The organism is Paenibacillus sp. NMA1017 (assembly GCF_058895805.1).
Genome location: NZ_JBZXYR010000006.1, coordinates 251,560 through 271,518, shown reverse-complemented (window position 1 = coordinate 271,518; position 19,959 = coordinate 251,560). Strand labels below are relative to the sequence as shown.

16 protein-coding genes are annotated in these 19,959 nt (G+C 52.0%); all 16 read left to right on the top strand.

Going from position 1 to position 19,959, the window contains the following annotated elements:
* Positions 1-63: 63 nt before the first annotated feature.
* The 16 genes from AC5ELV_RS17130 to AC5ELV_RS17055 all read left to right on the top strand — a co-directional run bounded on the left by AC5ELV_RS17130 (position 64) and on the right by AC5ELV_RS17055 (position 19,924).
* Positions 64-1,362 carry an alpha-glucosidase/alpha-galactosidase gene (locus AC5ELV_RS17130; protein ID WP_493431131.1) on the top strand — a complete coding sequence of 433 codons (1,299 nt, stop codon included), beginning with the start codon at positions 64-66 and terminating at the stop codon, positions 1,360-1,362.
* 13 nt (positions 1,363-1,375) lie between these two features.
* Positions 1,376-3,202, top strand: coding sequence for a cache domain-containing sensor histidine kinase (locus AC5ELV_RS17125; protein ID WP_493431130.1), 1,827 nt, complete (start codon positions 1,376-1,378; stop codon positions 3,200-3,202).
* A gap of 16 nt (positions 3,203-3,218) precedes the next feature.
* Positions 3,219-4,811 (top strand): response regulator, encoded by a 1,593-nt coding sequence (locus AC5ELV_RS17120; RefSeq protein ID WP_493431129.1) that lies wholly within the window; start codon positions 3,219-3,221, stop codon positions 4,809-4,811.
* Positions 4,812-4,934: 123 nt separating this feature from the next.
* On the top strand, positions 4,935-6,290 hold the full coding sequence (locus AC5ELV_RS17115; RefSeq protein WP_493431128.1) for an ABC transporter substrate-binding protein: 1,356 nt from the start codon (positions 4,935-4,937) through the stop codon (positions 6,288-6,290).
* 33 nt (positions 6,291-6,323) lie between these two features.
* Positions 6,324-7,229 carry a carbohydrate ABC transporter permease gene (locus AC5ELV_RS17110; RefSeq protein ID WP_061832109.1) on the top strand — a complete coding sequence of 302 codons (906 nt, stop codon included), beginning with the start codon at positions 6,324-6,326 and terminating at the stop codon, positions 7,227-7,229.
* The gene (locus AC5ELV_RS17105; RefSeq protein ID WP_493431127.1) at positions 7,226-8,152 is read left to right on the top strand and encodes a carbohydrate ABC transporter permease; all 927 of its coding nucleotides are present in this window, start codon (positions 7,226-7,228) and stop codon (positions 8,150-8,152) included. The genes AC5ELV_RS17110 and AC5ELV_RS17105 overlap by 4 nt, the downstream gene beginning before the upstream one ends.
* A gap of 167 nt (positions 8,153-8,319) precedes the next feature.
* A complete protein-coding gene (locus AC5ELV_RS17100) occupies positions 8,320-9,429 on the top strand; it encodes a M24 family metallopeptidase (RefSeq protein ID WP_493431126.1) in 1,110 nt (369 codons plus the stop codon).
* Between the two features lie 73 nt (positions 9,430-9,502).
* A complete protein-coding gene (locus AC5ELV_RS17095; protein WP_493431125.1) occupies positions 9,503-11,026 on the top strand; it encodes an Ig domain-containing protein in 1,524 nt (507 codons plus the stop codon).
* Positions 11,027-11,073: 47 nt separating this feature from the next.
* A complete protein-coding gene (locus AC5ELV_RS17090; RefSeq protein ID WP_493431124.1) occupies positions 11,074-12,282 on the top strand; it encodes an NAD(P)/FAD-dependent oxidoreductase in 1,209 nt (402 codons plus the stop codon).
* On the top strand, positions 12,279-13,280 hold the full coding sequence (locus AC5ELV_RS17085) for a proline racemase family protein (protein WP_493431123.1): 1,002 nt from the start codon (positions 12,279-12,281) through the stop codon (positions 13,278-13,280). The genes AC5ELV_RS17090 and AC5ELV_RS17085 overlap by 4 nt, the downstream gene beginning before the upstream one ends.
* Positions 13,281-13,341: 61 nt before the next feature.
* On the top strand, positions 13,342-14,229 hold the full coding sequence (locus tag AC5ELV_RS17080; protein ID WP_493431122.1) for a dihydrodipicolinate synthase family protein: 888 nt from the start codon (positions 13,342-13,344) through the stop codon (positions 14,227-14,229).
* 15 nt (positions 14,230-14,244) lie between these two features.
* Positions 14,245-15,681 (top strand): aldehyde dehydrogenase family protein, encoded by a 1,437-nt coding sequence (locus tag AC5ELV_RS17075; protein ID WP_493431121.1) that lies wholly within the window; start codon positions 14,245-14,247, stop codon positions 15,679-15,681.
* Complete coding sequence (locus AC5ELV_RS17070; RefSeq protein ID WP_493431120.1) at positions 15,674-15,988, top strand: (2Fe-2S)-binding protein; 315 nt, start codon at positions 15,674-15,676, stop codon at positions 15,986-15,988. Before AC5ELV_RS17075 ends, AC5ELV_RS17070 begins: the two co-directional genes overlap by 8 nt.
* Entirely contained in the window at positions 15,985-16,320 is a 336-nt protein-coding gene (locus AC5ELV_RS17065; RefSeq protein WP_493431119.1) for a (2Fe-2S)-binding protein, read from the top strand. Before AC5ELV_RS17070 ends, AC5ELV_RS17065 begins: the two co-directional genes overlap by 4 nt.
* The gene (locus AC5ELV_RS17060) at positions 16,317-17,540 is read left to right on the top strand and encodes an NAD(P)/FAD-dependent oxidoreductase (RefSeq protein WP_493431118.1); all 1,224 of its coding nucleotides are present in this window, start codon (positions 16,317-16,319) and stop codon (positions 17,538-17,540) included. Before AC5ELV_RS17065 ends, AC5ELV_RS17060 begins: the two co-directional genes overlap by 4 nt.
* Positions 17,541-17,623: 83 nt before the next feature.
* Positions 17,624-19,924: a glycoside hydrolase family 127 protein gene (locus tag AC5ELV_RS17055; RefSeq protein ID WP_493431142.1), complete on the top strand. Its 2,301-nt coding sequence runs from the start codon at positions 17,624-17,626 to the stop codon at positions 19,922-19,924.
* Positions 19,925-19,959 lie beyond the last annotated feature (35 nt).

Here is a 19,959-nt window from a genome sequence, read left to right as displayed (position 1 = left end):
CGGTGGGTATCCTTGCATTTGAGGTGCAAAACCGCGAACAAAAAGGTGAATGGGGGACAAAGTATGAGCAAGATTACATTTCTGGGTGCAGGCAGTACGGTATTTGCTAAAAATGTGCTTGGCGATTGTATGTTGACACCTGCTTTGCAGGGCTTTGAACTGGCGTTGTTCGATATTGACCCCGTAAGGCTGAAAGATTCAGAGAATATTTTATCCAATTTGAAAAAAACAACAGGGAGCACCTGTGTGATTCGCTCCTACACTGACCGCAAGGAAGCGCTGCGTGGAGCGAACTATGTGGTAAACGCCATCCAGGTAGGCGGTTATGATCCATGTACAATTACGGATTTTGAAATTCCCAAAAAATACGGCCTGCGCCAAACGATTGCCGATACGGTCGGCATTGGCGGTATTTTCCGCAATTTACGTACGATTCCGGTGATGCTCGATTTTGCGGCAGATGTGCGCGAGGTGTGCCCGGATGCATGGTTTCTCAACTACACGAATCCGATGGCAGTACTAACGAATGTGATGAACGTTTATGGCGGTGTCCGTACGGTAGGGCTGTGTCATAGCGTGCAGGCGTGTATACCGGAGCTGTTTAAAAGCCTCGGGCTGGAGCAGGAAGGTGTAAAGGCAAAAATCGCAGGCATCAATCATATGGCGTGGCTGCTCGAAGTGAGCAAAGACGGCGAGGATTTGTATCCTGAGATTAAAAAACGAGCCGCCGCTAAGCAACAGGAAAAGCATCACGATATGGTGCGCTTTGAAATGATGCTAAAATTCGGCTATTACATTACGGAATCGTCCGAGCATAATGCGGAATATCATCCGTATTTTATCAAACGGGCATACCCTGAGCTGATTGAGCGCTTCAATATTCCTTTGGATGAATACCCTCGCCGTTGTGTGAGCCAGATTGCACGATGGGAAACGATGCGTGAGGAGCTTTTGGGCAATCAGGATCTGCGTCATGAACGGTCAAACGAGTATGCCTCTTATATATTTGAGGCGATCGAAACGAATAAGCCTTTTGCCATCGGCGGCAATGTGATGAACAAAGGCTTAATTACCAATCTGCCGAAGGAAGCCTGTGTGGAGGTACCCTGTCTGGTGAATCGTAACGGGGTTACGCCAACCTTTGTCGGGGATTTGCCACCCCAATGCGCTGCACTGAACCGGACGAATATTAATACCCAGCTATTAACGATTGAAGCAGCGATCACCGGGAAAAAAGAGCATATTTATCATGCTGCCATGCTGGACCCGCACACATCAGCCGAGCTGTCCATGGATGATATTGTTTCTCTATGCGATGACCTGATCGCGGCACACGGAAAGTGGCTCCCAGCTTATGTGTAAGGGAGGCAGATGAATGGGAGGCCGTGGTCGTCAAAAGTTCGCCGGGATTCCTACAATCCGTGGGAAATTCATTGTACTGACGCTGGTACTCACCGTCATTCCGATGGTGGTACTGACCTTTACCTTTTACCGGATCGCGGCCCATTCCCTTGGTGAGAAGTCGGAAGCGCTGGCTATGCAGTCCCGACAAATGAGTGAAAATTACGTCAATGCGACGCTCTCCGATTTGAATGATCTGACCAATGCCATTCTCAGCAATCCTGATGTGCAGTCTACGCTGGAGACCAAGCCGGAAGATGATTATGAATATTTACGGAACGATGAAACACTCAGTATGGTCGTCCGTACGCAAACCCAGACCAAGCCGTATATCACGTCCTCTCTCATATATGCCGCCAATGGCGGGCTCAAGCATTCTCTCTATCAGGGAAATGTTTCGGTCCGTTTTGGCGGCCTTCCTACATTAGAGGAAGCACGTGTGTACTATCGCCGCCTGCTCGCTGAGCGGCCCATGATGTGGATGGCTCATTCGCCGTTTGAATCAGGACGCGGGATGGCGGAGGATCGCATCTATGTGGGGAAGCTGCTTCGAAAAACGACTGGAGATTATGCACCGCTCGGATTTTTGCTGCTGGAAATCGACAAGGCTAGTCTGTTTCGGGGGCTTGCTTTTCATGATACAGATGGCAATACCCAGATGTGGGTGCTGGATCAGGAGGGCGAGCCTGTATACCGATTGCCGGAGCAGGGTGTTGCGGATCAAGCGCTATTGCGGCAGATTGCCAAATCGGCTGTGGATAGGCCTGTGCTTACGAAGGACTGGAGAACATGGAACGGCCGCCAGACGATGATCTCCTACGGCCCGTTAAATGAAGGACAATGGACGCTGCTGCAAAAAGTCGATCAGTCTGTGCTGTTCGAGGATGCGCGGAAAATTGGTGCCTGGACCATCTGGACTTTTTTGATTGCACTGATGCTGGGCTGGATGCTGTCTTATCGGCTGAGTGACACGATTCGTCGCCCCCTGCTTCAATTGAGCCGATTAATGGCGGTCGATGGGAGTGTGAGTGCTACAGGCTCAGCCCAAGCTTTCGAAGCTCCTACTTCCGTTGTTTTTAATCCTAAGGATGAGGTAGGGCAGATCGGGGAGCGTTTTCTTCATATGATGCAAAAAAATCATGAACTGTACGGTCAGGTCTACGAAGCGTTGCTGTCGCGTAAGCAGGCTGAGTTCCGCGCGCTTCAGGCGCAGATTAATCCACATTTTTTGTACAACACGCTGGAGTCACTGAAGGGAATGGCATTGGCGAATGGGCAACGGGATATGGCAGAAGTAATCGGTGCCTTCGGTAAATGTTTCCGCATTTCGTTAAGTTATGGCCGAGAGCAAATCAGTTTGGGACAGGAAGTCGAGCATGTAAGCGCCTATGTGAAGGTGCAGCAGTTCAGGTTTAGGAATTCGTTCGAGTGGATTTGCGAGGTAGAGGAGGATATTCGCGGATTTTATGTACCCAAACTAATCCTCCAGCCGCTCGTCGAAAATGCTATTTACCACGGTTTAAAAGGGCGCACCGACCGTGGCTATATCATGTTATCCGGTACAAGGGAAGGGGATATGTTGCGTTTGACGGTCAGTGATGATGGGGGCGGTATTGGAGCCGAGCGTCTGAACGATATCTGGAAGTCGCTGGATGCGGAACGGGGGAATGCTATTGGCTTTGGGTTGCGCAATGTGCACGAACGTCTTCGGCATTATGGTCCGCAATATGGACTGTCCGTGACAAGCGAGCCGGGTCAGTACACCTCGGTTACTTTACTGGCACCCATTCGAACCGAATAAGAAAGGGGAGGATGGCATGTACCGGCTGCTGATTGTGGACGACGAATATCATATTCGGGAAGGACTGAAGCTGATGGTGGCGGAAAGTGACCTGTCCGTGGAAGTCAGTGATGTGGCGGAGGACGGCACAACGGCATTGCGTTTGTATACGGAGCGGCGACCGGACATGATTTTACTGGATATTAATTTACCCGATATGAGTGGACTGGATGTAGCCAAAACTATTCGGGAAAAGGATCAGCAGACCCCGTTATTATTTCTAACAGGGTACGAATCTATGACATATATTCGTCAGGCAGTCTCGCTCCAAGCGGTCGATTATTTGCTCAAACCGGTGAACAGCGAGGATTTTGAGGCAGCATTGAGTCGGGCTGAGGATCGCATTGCGCAGTGGCGGAGAAGCGAGGAGGAAGCCATTCACCGCCATCGTTCATTGGAGCCATTGTACAGGGAGCATCTATTGCTGGATCTGCTCCAGCAGCGGCGTCCTGCAGCCGAGGTCATTCGGGAGATGGACGGACCTGGATTTTTCAGTGAGACGAGCGGGCCGCCTTATACCGTGCTGTGCTGCGAGCTGGAGGAGGCGTCGCACCAGGAGGCAGCCGCCACTAGCAAGCCACACGGTTCCATGCATAAAAGCAGCCGTGTATTCGCCGAGCTGGCTGGGGAGGCTGCGGCAGCAGCTGGGGCGAAGGCACACAGTGCAGCGGTTTCGCGCGATCGGCGTGTTGTACTGCTGGCGACGGCATCTTGCAGGGCGGCGGAGCGGACGGCACAGCAGATTCGGCAAGCCGTGCAGGAACAATTGAGCCAGGGCGTGTCCATCGGGATTAGCCGTCCCGTACAACGGATGGAGCAACTTCCCGAAGCGTATGAGGAAGCTGTACAAGCGGCAGAGCATCGGGGGTGGGTGGGCTATAGCCAGATCATCCCCTATGAGAGCATTCAGGCGGCCGAGCCGAACAGCAGTCAATTACTGGAGAAGGAACTGCTGATGATTACGGAAATTCGAGCCGGCAATGATGCTGCCGTACATGCAATTTTACAGGAATGGTCAGGACAGTTGGCAGGGTTGCCCGTCAAGCAGGTGAAGATGATTGTCACTCAGCTCGTGCTGTTCGTCATGCGGATCGTTCAGAGTGATGCATCTGTAGGACAAACGTCCATGCAGGAGCAGGACCCGTTGTTGGAGCTTTCCCGATTACGGCATGGGCCCGAGATGATTGATTATGTATCGCGCTATTTTGTTCGGGTGGGTCGTCATGTCCGAGAATCACGTGAGAAGGGTATTCCCCGCAAATTCCAACGGGCCAAGGAATGGATTCGGGAGCATCTTCAGGAGGATGGCGGGCTGAACCGTCTGGCAGAGTACATGAATATGAGCCCCAAATATTTGAGCGCCCGTTTTAAGCAAGTTACAGGTGAAAGCTTCGCAGACTACCAGACGCGTGTTCGCTTTGAGCGAGCCCGAGAACTGCTGCTGGACCCGAATCGCAAGGTGGCGGAGGTAGCGGAGGTTGTGGGATTCACAGATACGAACTATTTTAGCATTGCCTTTAAAAAGCATACCGGACTGACCCCGACAGAGTTTCGTAAAACATATTTGTAAACGCGCTGTTAAAAAAATCATACCAAAACAAAGAGAGTCTGGAGTCGTTGGGTGGTCGGCTCTGGGCTCTCGGCGCATAATAGGCTTGTAAGGAGAAACCAGTTCAGGAAGGGGCCGGTTGATTTGCTGAAACGAAGGTTACGGACATGGATGGCTCTCGTGATGACGGCGGTGTTGACAGGGCTGACGGCTTGCAGTGGTAACGCTGGCGAACCGGCTAATCCCAATGCGGTCGAACTCAAGTTTATGTACTGGGGAAGTAATGACGAGAAGCAGGCGATGGAAAAAATGATTCAAAGCTTTAATGCATCCCACCCGAACATCCGGGTGAAGGGCGAGCATGTCCCTGGTGACTACACGACGAAAATTAACACGTTAATGGCTGCCAATCAGCTTCCTGATATCGCCTACCTGGGCGATTCCCTCACGATGAAATGGGCAAGTGAAGGCAGACTCCTGGATTTATCCTCTTATTATGACGAATATCCCGAATTAAAAAACAAGCTCAAATCCTCCTATCTCTACAGCGAACCCGGCAAGTCTATCGGCAATTACACCGCATTGGAAGTGATGCAGTTATTTTACAACAAGGAGTTGTTTACAGAAGCAGGGGTACCCGTCCCTCCGGCTGATCCTGAAAAAGCGTGGACATGGGATGAATTTCTGGAAATTGCCAAAAAGCTGACCAAGGATCAGAACGGCAAGCATCCGGGAGACAGTGGATTTGATCCGAAAAATATTGTGCAATACGGCTTTGCCTTCGGCAATGACCGCAGCTCCTGGGGGCCGCTTTTGGCGAGCAACGGCGGGGGTTTGACTGACAAAACAGGCAAGAAGTACACCCTAAACAGTCCTGAATCGGTGGAGGTTTTTCAGAAGTTGCAGGATTTGGTGTTCAAGGAGCATGTTTCTCCTGATTTGATCCAGCAGCAGGACATGCCGTCCAATACGATTCGGCTCCAGACGCGGAAGGTTGCGATGGTGGTGGACGGGACTTGGTCTCTGCTCGATTTTTCGAACAACAAGCAGCTGCAATGGAGTATCGGCGTTCTGCCGAAGCTAAAAGAGCCCAAAACGATGATCGTTGCGGGAGCCACGGTCATTTTCCAGAGCACCAAGCACCCGAAGGAAGCGCTCGAATTTTATTTGTACCATAACAATCCCGAAAAGGTGGATTTGTTCAAGTCTGGTCTTTGGATGCCTATCGAGGAAAAATACTATACCGATGAGCAGGCCATCCAGTCATGGACGAATAATGCCGCACATCCACCGGAATTTCAGAAGGCTGGTATTGAGTATGCCAGAGATTATGCGATTAAGCCGTTAACTTCGACCCTTCGCAACTGGCCTGATATCGGTTCCAAGCTGACCCCGGGGCTGGATCTGATCTGGACGAACAAGAAGACGCCGCAGCAGGCGCTGGATGAACTGGAACCTATCATTCAGCCATTGCTTCAAGGGGTATACCCGGATGAATAATGCGGCGGGACAGCTGCGAAAGGAGAACAGCCCATGAAGCGACCAAAATCAGGAATGATGCGTATGGAGCGAAACTGGGGTCTGCTATTCGCGCTTCCTGCCATCCTCGGATTAATGATTTTTACAATTGGACCAATCGCGGCCTCGTTCGTATTCAGCTTAACCGATTGGACGATTGGTGGACAGATGACCTTTATAGGATTGGATAATTACCGAACCATTTTGACCGAGGATGCTACCTTTTCCCAATCCATGTTCGTGACCACATATTATGCACTGGGCAGCGTACCTCTCGGCTTGGCGGCAGCTTTTATCATTGCGCTGTTATTAAATCAAAAGGTGAAGGGCTTGTCGGTGTTTCGTACGATTTATTATTTACCTACTATTGTGCCGAGTATTGCCAACACGATGCTGTGGCTATGGATGTTCAACCCGGATTTTGGTCTGTTAAATTCGCTGCTGGAGAGCGTTGGATTGCCGGGGAGCAAATGGATTTATGACGAGAACACTGCAATACCCTCGCTGATCATGATGAGCACCTGGGGGATCGGGAACACGGTCATTATCTTTTTGGCCGGACTTCAGTCGGTTCCCACCCATCTGTATGAAGCAGCTGAGGTAGACGGCGGCAATAGGTGGCACAAATTTTTTCATATTACCATTCCTTCGATGACACCAACCATTTTCTTCAATCTGGTCATGTCTTTAATCAGCACCTTTCAGGCCTTCAATCAGGCGTATGTTATGACCAACGGGGGGCCGAACAATTCAACCCTGTTCTATGTGTTCTACTTGTGGCGTACGGCCTTTACGGAGACTAAAATCGGCTACGCCTCAGCGCTGGCCTGGATTTTATTTTTCGTCATTATGGTCCTAACGGTTCTGATTTTCTCCACATCCAAAAAGTGGGTCCACTATGAAGGAGGGGAACGTTCATGAATCAGGTCACTTCTTCTGTCAATCCTTCAGAAACATCACAACATCCGCTTCCACAGCCTGAACGCTCCCGAAGTCCTGCTACCGCCACCCGTTCCAAACCATTCTCAATCAGCCGTGTTGTACTGTATATCGTTTTAATTATAGGCAGTGTTTTAATGCTGTTGCCATTTGCATGGCTCATTCGCAGCTCTCTGATGGGGACATCGCAAATTTTCGTGTTCCCGCCAGAGTGGATACCCTCCCCTTTTCAATGGAGCAATTACCCGGAGGCGCTGACTTCGGTACCGTTCGGCAGGTATTTTATGAATACGTTCATGATTGAGGTGTGTGTGCTGGCAGGAGTGATGTTGACCTCGATTGTGTCGGCGTTTACCTTTGCCCGCCTGCGCTGGCCTGGACGTAATCTGATTTTTTCACTGCTGATCGGGTCGATGATGCTGCCTTACGCGGTGACACTGATTCCCACTTTCGTGATGTGGCGTGAGCTGGGCGGGCTGAATACATTTCTGCCGTTGATTGTTCCTGCATGGTTCGGTGGAGGGGCGTTTAACATCTTCTTGATGCGACAATTCATGCTGACGATCCCACGCGATTTGGACGAAGCGGCTTATATGGACGGAGGTACCCCTCTGACTGTACTCTGGCGCGTCATTATTCCTTTATCTTCGCCTGCATTGATCGTGATCGGAATATTTACATTTATTGATGTGTGGAACGATTTTTTGGGCCCGATTATTTACTTAAGTGACGAAAAGCATTTTACGCTAGCGCTGGGGCTGGCGACTTTCCGGGGATTAAACAATACTAACTGGCCTTACCTGATGGCGGCCTCCAGCACGATTTTGGCTCCGATCGTCCTGATATTTTTTATCGGACAGCGTTATTTTATCGAAGGCATCACATTGACAGGGATAAAAGGCTAAAAGGAAGCTGGGACGCGTCTGTGTATTTGAAAAAGAGACGGAGAATTGGACGCAGGACTTACGGGAAAGCGGCAGCGAGAAGAGCATACATGTGTTCAAAAGCAAGTGGGAGAGTGTGTTCTAAGGCATATGCCCTGAAAAGAAATGTGGAATAAGGAGGCGTACGAGTGAAAGAGGAAGAGAGTCAAAAGTCAAAACCGTTACAGGGTGTCCCAGGCAGACTGGCCCGGTTACGCTCGGAATTCCCGGCTCTTGGGATAGATGCACTACTTATTACACATGGACCTAATCGAAGATATATGACCGGATTTACAGGCTCCGCTGGAATTGTGCTTGTTACGCAGGAAGAGGCTTTTTTAGTAACGGATTTCCGCTATATGATGCAGGCAACAGATCAGGCAGTGGAATATTCAGTTATTCGGCATGAGGCGCAAATCTTCCACACCGTGGCCGATCTTACAAGTAAATTGGGTGTCCACAGACTGGGTTTGGAGAGCCGGCATGTCTCACTTCAACAGTCGGGACAGCTTCAAGCCGCGCTGGGCTCGTTGGAGTACGTGCAAACGGAGGATGTAATTGAACGGCTGCGCGATGTGAAGGACGAAGAAGAGATTCGCACCATTAGCGAAGCTGCGCGTATTACCGATGCTGCCTTCACGGAGGTGCTGAATTATATTCAGCCTGGAGTTACAGAGCGTCGGATTGCGGCGGAACTGGAATATCAGCTTCGGCTCGCAGGCGCGGAATCAGGCGGTTTTGCGTTCATTGTCGCTTCAGGTGAGCGTTCGGCGCTGCCGCACGGACTGGCCAGTGACAAGGAAATTGGACAGAACGAGTTTGTCACAATGGATTTTGGCGCAAATGTGCGTGGTTATCTATCCGATATCACGCGTACCGTATTCGTAGGCCAGCCCTCAGAACGACATGAGAAATTGTATGCCATTGTGCTGGAAGCAAATATGAAGACGATTGCAGGACTTCGTCCCGGCTTAAGCGGTCGGGAGGGAGACAGTCTGGGGCGGGATGTCATTGCCTCTTACGGCTATGGGGAGCAGTTTGGTCACGGGCTGGGCCACGGCTTTGGCCTCGAGATTCATGAGCAGGTACGGCTGTCCCGCGAAAGTAAGTCGGTGCTCGTACCGGGTCATGTCATTACCGTGGAACCCGGCATTTATATTCCAGGCTTCGGCGGAGTTCGGATTGAGGACGATGTGCTGATCACAGATGACGGTGTCAAGGTACTGACCTCTTCGCCTAAAGAGCTGCTTTTATTATAAAACCCAGTGGCCTTATAGGTAACTATCATAGTTTAGTTTGTAAGTCATTCAAAAATGAGATGGAGGGGATCAAATGAACACGCATAAAAGACAAACCAAAATATGGCTGACCATGCTGGCAACTTCTCTCATTGTGGCTTTGACACCCACTATTCCGGGTCAACAGGCTTATGCCGAGGCAAAATCGGGTGTAAAAGTCGTCGACATTTTTAGCCGGACGGTGAACGATTATGGTATAGATCTGGTTGATTGGCAAGGGTATCTGGCGAACCCGTATGTAAAGCTAAAAGTGAAGCCGCCAGCGGATGCTGTTTTTCCGGTGACGGTTACGCTGAATGCGCAGGGCACGTCCCGGCTGATGATGGATTTGCCAAGTACATTGTCGGCGCAAGGTGCAAGCAAAACGTTGACTTTTGCCAATGCACAGGAGGAAAAAGATTTTCGGCTAGCCATCCATCCTGACCGGATTGGAGGAAACGGTGAAATAGAGAATTATACGCTGTCTATGTCTGTTGCCGGAAATGATGGTCACACGACCACTCAGTCCATTCCGATTCGCGTGTTGGATCAGGACGATAATGAAGAGCCCACAGTCCCCCTCCATTTTGACTACAGATTCGATACGATCAGGCCTTATTTCAATGATGCAGCTACCAAAAAAGCCGCAGAGCTGGCGGTGAAGGACTGGTTCTATTTCTTTGATCTGGCGCCGTTCGATGAGGTTCCTGCCAACGCGGAGGTAAACCATCTGCCAGGAGACGATTGGCAAAATGAAATACAGGTGACGAATGATAAGCCCTACAAAGGCATGTGGGTGTTTATGAGAGGGCTGAACGGGCCCTATTCTACGGGCTTTCCAGCCACGAACGGCAATTATCATACACGTAACGGTGTGACTGTACCGGGGAACTTAAACCGTTCCTATAGTCTGATTCTGGATTTCTATGATGATGCAATTCCATTCACATCGGTGGACGATGAAGAATGGTATCAATCCGATCTGTCCAAGGTGACGGATGTGCATGGGTTGATCATGCATGAATTCGGTCATGCGGTTGTGTTCAGCGACACATTCCCGGGTGTCAAAGCGCTGAAGGAAGCGGCGGGCAATGACCCTGATATTATGGCTTATCAGCACAGACCGGCTGCATTGGATGACAGCTATCATCTATCTGGAGAGCTTGCAGAAGTCGACAGATTGAGCGGTCAAAATGGAGGCTGGCGCCATCTGTTCCCGACCCGGCGCTGGATGAACACGAAGCTTTCGCTACTCGTAGCAGAAAAAGCAGGCTGGCCGCTGCGTAAGGACCTGACTCCTTTCCTCGCGCCAGAAATCATGACGAAGGAATTGCCAGCACCCGTTAAAGGCAAAGCGTACACGGCTAAGCTGGAGGCCAAGGGAGGGGTTCCGTTTTACGATTGGACGGTGACAGGCGGTCAACTGCCCGCAGGGTTCACACTGGACCGTTTTACAGGAACGATTAGCGGAACAGCAGACAGCGGAGCAGGCAACAAGACGTATACGTTCACCGTACAGCTGCGGGATTATGATGAGCTGAGCAAGCCTGTGAAACAAAGCTTTACGATTAAGCTGTAAAGAATACCTCTCAAACAGATTAAAACGGTCGAAGGGAGGGAAAGCGAATGAAACATGATGCCGCTGATCTGGTCATTGTAGGTGGCGGAATCATCGGTACAGCTATCGCTTATTATGCGGCTAAATCTGGGTTGAAGGTCGTGCTGGCTGAGCGAGGGGAGATTGCTGGAGGCACTTCGTCCCGTTGTGATGGCAATATATTGGCAATCGATAAAGAGCCAGGGTTTGACAGTCGAATGTCGTTGGTATCGCAGGAACTGGTGGCAGAGCTGGCTAGGGAACTGGAGGATGAGTTTGAGTATCGTGCGCCTGGCAGTATTCTGGTCTGTGAAAATGATCAGGAGATGCAAGCGGCTGAGCAGTGGGTAACCCGTCAGCAGCAGGAAGGACTTCCGTTTCGCATGCTGGATCATCAGGATTTGCGAGAGGAATGGCCACATTTGGCCAAAGATTTGCCGGGCGGACTGGAGTGTGCGACAGATTCCACTGTGAATCCGGTGTTGATGACGTATGCACTGGCCGAGGCCGCGCGTCGGATGGGGGCCAGGTTATTACCGCGCATGCCGATACAGTCCATCCTTCAGGACAAAGGGGGAAACGTCCGCGGGGTAGAGACGCCCAATGGCCTTATCCATGCAGGTGCAGTGGTATTGGCGGCAGGTGTGTGGACACGCAGCATCGGTCATTCACTCGGTTTGGACCTTCCGATCATGCCGCGCAAAGGACATATACTGGTGTCTGCCCGAATGCCCTCCATTGGGAACCGCAAGGTAATGGAGTTCGGCTATCTGATGAGCAAGTTTGGCGGTCAGCGGAGTGTGGATGAGCTTTATGAAAAATACGGTGTCGCGTTGGTATTCGAGCCAACCGCATCCCAAAACATTCTGATTGGCAGCAGCCGTCAGTTTGTCGGTATGGACACAAGTGTCGATCAGCAGGTGATTCGCTTAATCGCCCGCAGAGCCATTCGTTTTTTCCCTGCTTTAGCCAATGTACCATTGATGCGGGCGTATACCGGCTTGCGTCCATGGACACCTGATCATTTGCCAATTGTATCAGCGGTGGACGAAGTACCGGGGCTGTATATTGCTTCTGGTCATGAGGGGGATGGCATTAGTCTTGCGGCGGTTACGGGTAAGCTGGTGACCGAAATGGTACGCAGTGAATCCACTTGTATTCCGGTGGAGCCGCTGCGATATGACCGATTTGGGGAGACTTTTACCAGTCACGAGGTTCACGGGGAGGTAACCGGATGAGTGCACCGGGCAGAATTACTACTATTGATACCCATACGGGAGGCAATCCGACGCGGACGGTCATTCACGGTGCGCCTAAGCTGGTAGGTCGTACGATGCTGGAAAAAATGACTTATATGGCAGCACATCATGATGATTTTCGCCGTTTGCTGATGTTCGAGCCGCGAGGGCATGAGGTGATGTCGGGCTGCATTTTAACAGAACCTTGTCATCCAGATGCAGATATCGGTGTGGTCTTTATAGAGACTGGCGGCTATTTACCGATGTGTGGTCACGATACGATTGGAGTATGTACAGCGCTGATGGAAGGCGGGCTGATTGCTGGGGATAAAAAATCGATATTGCTGGACACTCCGGCAGGCCCGGTTCAAGTGCGGCTGGAGGTGGATGTGGGCAAGGTGCGACAAGTAACGTTCACGAACATCCCTTCTTTTGTGTACCGCCGTGAGGTGGAGGTTCAGGTAGAGGGCATCGGTCAAGTCACGCTGGATATTGCGTATGGAGGCAACTTTTACGGCATTGTAGAGGCGGCTTCCATCGGTCTTGCACTGGAGCAGAGCAATGGGGCAAAAATTGTACAAACAGCGGTGCAGATTCGGGAGGCAGTGAATGCGGTTGTTGAGGTAGTACATCCTGAAAATCCGGTTATTCAAGGTTTAACGCATATTGAATTTTACGGGGAGCCTATGGCTCCACAGGCCGATTGTCGCAATGTCGTCGTCATCCCACCGGGAGGTATCGATCGTTCCCCTTGTGGCACAGGAACGTCGGCCAAGGTAGCGGTGCTGCACGCCAAGGGAAAACTGGGCTTAAATGAGCCGTTTGTACATGAAAGCATCACAGGTTCCATGTTTCGGGCTGAAATCGTGGGCGAGACGCAGATCGGTCCTTATCCGGCAGTCATTCCACAAATTACAGGTTCGGCTTGGGTGACGGGACATCATCAATTTGTGTTGGACCCCGAGGACCCGCTTAGAGAAGGATTTTTGCTGATGTGAGCATTTTGCATCATTCCCGAATACTGAAATGAAAATAAAGATGGGAAGGGTTGGTAAGCATATGGCACGTTTTGAAGGTGTATATGTGGCCTTAGTGACACCGTTCACGGCAGAGCTGGAGGTAGACTATAAGCGTCTGACCGAGCTGTGCGAGCATCTGATTGCAAGCGGCATTAGCGGACTGGTTCCTACGGGATCGCTGGGAGAATATGCAGCTTTGTCCCCGGAGGAACGGTCGCAGGTTGTGCATACCGTAATTGACGCTGCGGCAGGGCGTGTCCCGGTTGTTGTCGGCTCGGCGGCTCCGTCCACCAAACAGGCGGTGCATTGGATTCAGCATGCGAAGGATGTTGGGGCTGCGGGTGTCATGGCACTGCCGCCCATTAATTACAATCCACTGCCTCACGAGGTAACGGCCCATTATGAAGCATTGTCGGAGGTAGGTTTGCCGATCATTGCGTATAACAACCCCCATGATTACAAGGTTGACTTGACTCCAGATATTCTTGCGGACTTGTCGCGAATTGAAAATATCGTAGCAGTCAAGGAATTTTCCGGTGATGTACGGCGTATTCACGCTATTTTGGATCAGACAGAGCTGGAGGTCATGGTCGGAGTAGATAATCTGGCGATGGAGGGGGCATTATTCGGCGCGACAGGCTGGATTTCGGGGGTGCCTAATGCGCTGCCCAAGGAAGGGGTAGAGCTGTTCCGACTTGCACAGGCGGGAAATATGGCAGAAGCGTCCGCGTTGTATCGCAGGCTGCTGCCACTGTTCCACTATGATGCCAGCCCGCAATTGGTGCAGTCCATCAAATATATGATGGAGCTGGCTGGATTTCCGGTCGGTCCGACACGTCCGCCCAGACTTGCGCTGCCGCAGGCGGATTATGACCGCATTCGCGAAGCTTTTGAGGTGGCGATTCGTCCAAGCGAAGTATCATCCTGAATGGAGGTGAAGACGATGGAGAGCCGAAATTGGATCGGCGGTGAGTGGCTGAGCCCTTCCGGCGAGGAAATGGTGGTTCACAATCCTTCGGCCTTGAAGGAGGAGGTGGGAGTCGTCCATTTTTCAGAAACGGGCGATATTACACAGGCCGGGGATGCGGCACGGCTGGCTCAGGCGGGCTGGGCCGCTTTAAGTCCTGCAGCGCGGGGAGTTTATCTGTTCAAAGCAGCCGGGTTACTAGAGGCAGCATTACCTGAATTGGCTGAGCTGGCCAGCCGTGAGATGGGTAAGCCGATTACCGAGATGCGCGGAGAGGTCATGCGAGGTGTCCATCTGCTTCGGTACTATGCGGCAGAGGGCGTACGTTCCATCGGTACAGTCATTCCTTCGAATGAGCCGGGAGTGCTCCAATACACGAAGCGCATTCCGCTGGGTGTAACGGCTGTCATTACGCCGTGGAATTTTCCGGTAGCTATTCCGCTATGGAAAATCGCCCCTGCACTCTTGTGCGGAAACACGGTCATCTGGAAGCCTGCCGAACATGCTTCGTTAACTGCAGTACGGGTCGCCGAGCTATTCGAGGCGGTGCAGCTTCCACCCGGCGTACTGAACTTAGTCATTGGGCAGGGTAACCGTATTGGCGATGCCTTATTGGAGCATCCGGTACTGGATGCGGTCAGCTTCACGGGTTCTACCGCTACAGGTTTGGGCATTGCCGAGCGATGCGCACGCCGTAACATGAAGTACCAGACCGAGATGGGCGGTAAAAATGCCGCCATTGTGCTGAAAGACGCGGATGTAGCACAGGCGGTGGCGATGATCGTCAGCGGAGCTTTCCGTTCAGCCGGGCAAAAATGCACGGCCACTAGTCGGGTGATCGTGGAACAGTCTGTCTATGAGACGTTCACGGAAGCCTTACGCCAAGCGGTGGAACAAATACAGATTGCTCCGGCGCTTGACCCCGGTGCGTATCTTGGACCTGTGGCATCCGCAGGTCAATACGAGAAGGTCATGTCCTATATATCGCTGGCCCGCCGGGAAGCCGAGATTTTGGCCGAAGGTGGAGCCACCGCGGGGACAGAGAACGGGTATTATGTGCGTCCACTGGTGGCGACTGGACTCAATTCGTCCCATCCGTTGATTCAGGAGGAGATTTTTGGACCTGTATTGGGGGTCGTGCAGGCGAACGACTTCGAGGATGCGATTCGACTGTGCAATGATTCTATTTATGGATTGAGCGCCTCTCTATTCACCCGCGATTTGCGGTTGGCTCATCGGTTTCTGGATCAGGCGAACGCCGGTATGGTTCGGGTTAATCAGGAGACGGCTGGTGTTGAATACCAGGCTCCGTTTGGCGGTCTGAGGCAATCCAGCTCACATACCCGGGAACAGGGCCAGGCGGCGCTGGATTTTTATTCAGCGATTAAAACCTGCGCGATCAGCTATGAGTAAGCGGGTGACGGGACGAAGTGAGACGATCGGGTGCCCATCAGGTCATTTGCTCATATGTCGCTGTGAAGAAGTGAGTATCGCACAGATGGAGCAGGCTTGCCGCATGGGTATGGACACCGTGCGCCAGCTTAAAATGGCTACGCGGGTGACGATGGGGGCCTGTCAGGGTAGGGTATGCCGACAATTGGTGGAGTCATGGTTTTACAATCAGGTTCCTGCTGCCCGCCGGGAGGCGGAGCTGTTATCGCAAAGGCCACCAGTGCGTCCCGTAACGTTCGGGCAGCTGGCAGAAGGAGGTTCCTTATGAGCCGCATGCGTATTGTAAATCATCCTATTTTGGGACCAAAGCCGGATCAACGGCAGGTATCTTTCTTTTTTGACGGTCGTCCCATGCAGGGATTGGCTGGAGAACCATTGGCAGCAGCGCTGCTGGCTAGCGGCGTCCGTTTGCTGAGAAGGCATGAGGAATCCGGTACGGCCAGAGGTGTATACTGCGCCATTGGGCATTGTAACGAATGCCGCCTGACGGTTCATCCGTTGGGGACCGTCCGTTCCTGCCTGACCAAGCTGGAGGAAGGTATGGTGGTGGAAACCGGGCGGCAGCTTTCGAATGAAATCACAGGGAGAATTGTGACATGAATGAAATGGCGCATCTTATCGTCATTGGGGCGGGTCCCGCCGGATTGTCCGCAGCGGTATCGGCTGCTGAGCAAGGATTGCCAGTCACGGTACTGGATGAGTTTACAGAGCCGGGTGGACGCATGCCCGGGCAATATCATGAGGAAGGCAGTCAAGGCTGGTGGGTTGGAAAACACGTTTCGGATGAGCTGATTATCCGTTGCAGGGAGCTTGGGGTGGACATTCGCTGCGGTGTATCCGTGCATGGTATGGAATATACGACGACGTGGGAAATTTCCACTTCCTGTGGCTTGTTCACTGCGGATTACGTATTGCTGGCGACTGGAGCTGCCGAAATTCCCGTTCCGCTGGATGGCTGGACGCTGCCGGGCGTAATGTCTATCGGGGCCGCGCAGGTGATGACCAACGTTCATTACGTCAAGCCGGGAGAACGCGGCATCATCGTAGGCATGAATGTATTGTCGATGGCGATTGCCCGCGAGCTGTCTGTCGCCGGAGTGAAGGTGGCGGCGATTACACTGCCGTGCGCTAATCCGCTGGCTGGTGCGGCGGCAGATCCGACAGCCTCCGCGAAGCTGCTGCTTCAGCTGTCGGGGCTAGCTCCTGCCGCTTGGATGCGTGCAGGCGGCAGGCTGGCAGCTGCGATGCGGATGGAGCAACTCATCGCGTGCTGCTATCCCCACAGAGGCTTCCGTCTGTGGGATATCCCGATCCGTTTGCGGACGGCGGTGCTGTCCGTCAACGGGCAGGACCGGGTCGAATCCGTGACCCTGGTCCACGTCAAACCGGACGGCTCGCCTATTCCCGGCAGCGAGCGCGTCGAACCCGCCGACTTCGTGGCGCTGAGTGGCGGCTTGTACCCGCTCGCTGAGCTGGCGGCGGTAGCCGGATGCAAATTCGTGTACAGCCCTGAGCTAGGCGGGCATGTTCCAATGCATGGTGAGCGAATGGAAACCTCGCTCAAAGGGCTGTACGTTGCCGGCAATATTACCGGCATCGAAAGCGGGTTGGTCGCGATGGCCCAAGGTCGATTAGCCGCCGCTTCCATGCTCCATGCCGCTGGACTCGGCGGAGCAGGCGGGGAACAGCGGGTACAGGAGGCGATCCGTGAGGTCCATTTTGCACGTAAGCATGCGCTGATTCAGTTTCATCCCGGCATTACAGAGGCGAGAACGCAGCTGTACCAGCAGTGGGGGCAAACCTCTGGCAGTGGCGCGTAACGGCTCGTTGTGTTTGATATGTTTTTTATCCTAAATTCGCCTTAAAGGAGGAACGGAAAGTGACTCTTAAAGCAAAAGCTCATATGAAAGCAAGGCCGTTCGCACTGAACGAGGTGGTATTGGCTGAAGGTCCCTTCAAACAGGCGATGGAGCTGAACCGATCTTATCTGTTGGAGCTTGAGCCTGATCGTCTGCTGGCGCGTTTTCGGGAATATGCCGGGCTTCCGCCCAAAGCGCCTCAATATGAAGGCTGGGAAGCGATGACTATTTCCGGTCATACGCTGGGACATTATTTGTCCGCTTGCTCCATGATGTATGCTTCAACAGGCGATGAGCGTTTTAAGGAAATTGCACATTACATTACGGATGAACTGGATGTTTGCCAGGCGGCGCATGGTGACGGATATGTATCCGGTATTCCAGGGGGAAAGGAACTTTTTGAAGAGGTGTCTGCTGGAAATATTCGTTCGAAGGGCTTTGACCTGAACGGCGCCTGGGCTCCTTTGTATACACTACACAAGTTGTTCGCTGGTCTGCGTGATGCGTATCACTTGACAGGCTGTGACAAGGCATTAGGTGTAGAGCGCAAACTGGCGGACTGGCTCGAAGGAATTTTGCAGCCGATGAGCGATGAGCAGATGCAGCAGATGATGTTTTGCGAATATGGAGGCATGAATGAGGTATTGGCGGATTTGTATGCGGATACCGGGGAAGAGCGCTACTTGCGGCTGGCTGAATGCTTCTGGCACAAGCTAGTGCTCGACCCGCTTAGCTCACAGGAGGATTGTTTACAGGGCATTCACGCCAACACACAGATTCCGAAGCTGATTGGGCTTGCCAAAGAATATGAGCTGACGAATGATACGAAACGCCGGGCAACGGTGGAGTTTTTTTGGGAGCGGGTGGTGTATCATCATTCGTATGTCATTGGCGGGAATAGCTTTGGAGAATATTTTGGAGCGCCAGATGGCTTGAACGATCGCATCGGGCCTCATACGACGGAGACGTGCAACACCTATAATATGCTTAAGCTGACCAATCATCTGTTTCAATGGAATGTTTCCGCCAAGGAAGCAGACTTTTATGAGCGAGGCCTATTCAATCATATTTTGGCTTCGCAGGACCCGGTTCATGGGGGCGTAACGTATTTTCTGTCGCTGGCGATGGGTGGGCATAAGCATTTTGAAAGCAAATTTGATGATTTTACGTGCTGTGTCGGCACAGGGATGGAAAACCATGCGAGCTACGGCAGCGGTATTTATTTTCACGATCACGATAAGTTGTATGTCAATCAGTTCATTGCCTCCACGCTGGAATGGAAGGACAGAGGCGTTACAATAAAACAAAACACTTCCTATCCAGATACGGATCATACGACGCTGGAGATTCAATGCGATCAACCAGCTCCATTTATGCTACTCATCCGCTATCCATATTGGGCTGAAAAAGGAATTACCATTCGTGTAAATGGCAAGGAACAATCAGTTGTATCGGAACCGGGCAGCTTTGTCTCTATCGCCAGAACGTGGATTGACGGGGATGCTGTAGAGGTGACGATTCCGATGTCGCTGAGACTGGAGCAGATGCCGGATAACCCGGATCGGGCGGCTGTCATGTATGGACCGCTAGTGCTGGCAGGCGATTTGGGACCCTTAGAAGATCCTAAAGCCAAGGAGTTTCTGTACACACCCGTATTCATCCCTCTAACGGAGGAGCTAGATGCCTGGATACAGCCCGTGCAGGGCAAGACCAATACGTTCCGTACCTTGAATGCAGGGCATCCCCGGGATGTGGAATTGTCTCCTCTGTATAAAATGCATGACCGTACGTATTCCGTATACTGGGATATTTTTACGAAGGAAGCGTGGCAGGAGGCGGAACAGGAATACACAGCGGCACGTGAAAAGCTGGCGATTCTGGAGCAGTGTACGATTGATTTTGCCCAACCCGGAGAAATGCAGCCGGAGCGGGACCATAACTTCCAGGGAGATGCCTCGACTCGCACCGGATATGTGAATAACCGACCTTATCGGAATGCGGGAATTGACGGTTGGTTTTCTTTCGATTTGAAGACAAATCCGGTTGCTCCGATGCTGTTGGTTATTACCTACACGGCTACGCTGGAAATGCCAAACTGCGGTTTTGATATTTTGATTAACGGTCATCCGCTTGAGCATTTTAGTGAAGGTTTTGATGAGGCCGATAAATTTTACAACGTGAATGCCGCTATTCCGGCTGCATATCTGGAGGGTAAGGATCAAGCGACAGTGACCTTTAAGGCCAAGCCGGGGCAGCGTATCCGCAGATTGTTTGGGCTGAGGATGGTCAACAAGGACGTGTATGAGCAACTCTATCAAGCTGGAAGTTCAGGTATTCATGAATGATCTTTGGAATGTTTCGTGAGAAAAAGTAACGTTTG

Bases quoted from the DNA above. Each gene is read 5' to 3' on its own strand.
- AC5ELV_RS17130 (WP_493431131.1), top strand. From the start codon at position 64: ATGAGCAAGATTACATTTCTGGGTGCAGGCAGTACGGTATTTGCTAAA.
- AC5ELV_RS17125 (WP_493431130.1), top strand. From the start codon at position 1,376: ATGGGAGGCCGTGGTCGTCAAAAGTTCGCCGGGATTCCTACAATCCGT.
- AC5ELV_RS17120 (WP_493431129.1), top strand. From the start codon at position 3,219: ATGTACCGGCTGCTGATTGTGGACGACGAATATCATATTCGGGAAGGA.
- AC5ELV_RS17110 (WP_061832109.1), top strand. From the start codon at position 6,324: ATGAAGCGACCAAAATCAGGAATGATGCGTATGGAGCGAAACTGGGGT.
- AC5ELV_RS17105 (WP_493431127.1), top strand. From the start codon at position 7,226: ATGAATCAGGTCACTTCTTCTGTCAATCCTTCAGAAACATCACAACAT.
- AC5ELV_RS17095 (WP_493431125.1), top strand. From the start codon at position 9,503: ATGAACACGCATAAAAGACAAACCAAAATATGGCTGACCATGCTGGCA.
- AC5ELV_RS17090 (WP_493431124.1), top strand. From the start codon at position 11,074: ATGAAACATGATGCCGCTGATCTGGTCATTGTAGGTGGCGGAATCATC.
- AC5ELV_RS17085 (WP_493431123.1), top strand. From the start codon at position 12,279: ATGAGTGCACCGGGCAGAATTACTACTATTGATACCCATACGGGAGGC.
- AC5ELV_RS17080 (WP_493431122.1), top strand. From the start codon at position 13,342: ATGGCACGTTTTGAAGGTGTATATGTGGCCTTAGTGACACCGTTCACG.
- AC5ELV_RS17075 (WP_493431121.1), top strand. From the start codon at position 14,245: ATGGAGAGCCGAAATTGGATCGGCGGTGAGTGGCTGAGCCCTTCCGGC.
- AC5ELV_RS17070 (WP_493431120.1), top strand. From the start codon at position 15,674: ATGAGTAAGCGGGTGACGGGACGAAGTGAGACGATCGGGTGCCCATCA.
- AC5ELV_RS17065 (WP_493431119.1), top strand. From the start codon at position 15,985: ATGAGCCGCATGCGTATTGTAAATCATCCTATTTTGGGACCAAAGCCG.
- AC5ELV_RS17060 (WP_493431118.1), top strand. From the start codon at position 16,317: ATGAATGAAATGGCGCATCTTATCGTCATTGGGGCGGGTCCCGCCGGA.
- AC5ELV_RS17055 (WP_493431142.1), top strand. From the start codon at position 17,624: ATGAAAGCAAGGCCGTTCGCACTGAACGAGGTGGTATTGGCTGAAGGT.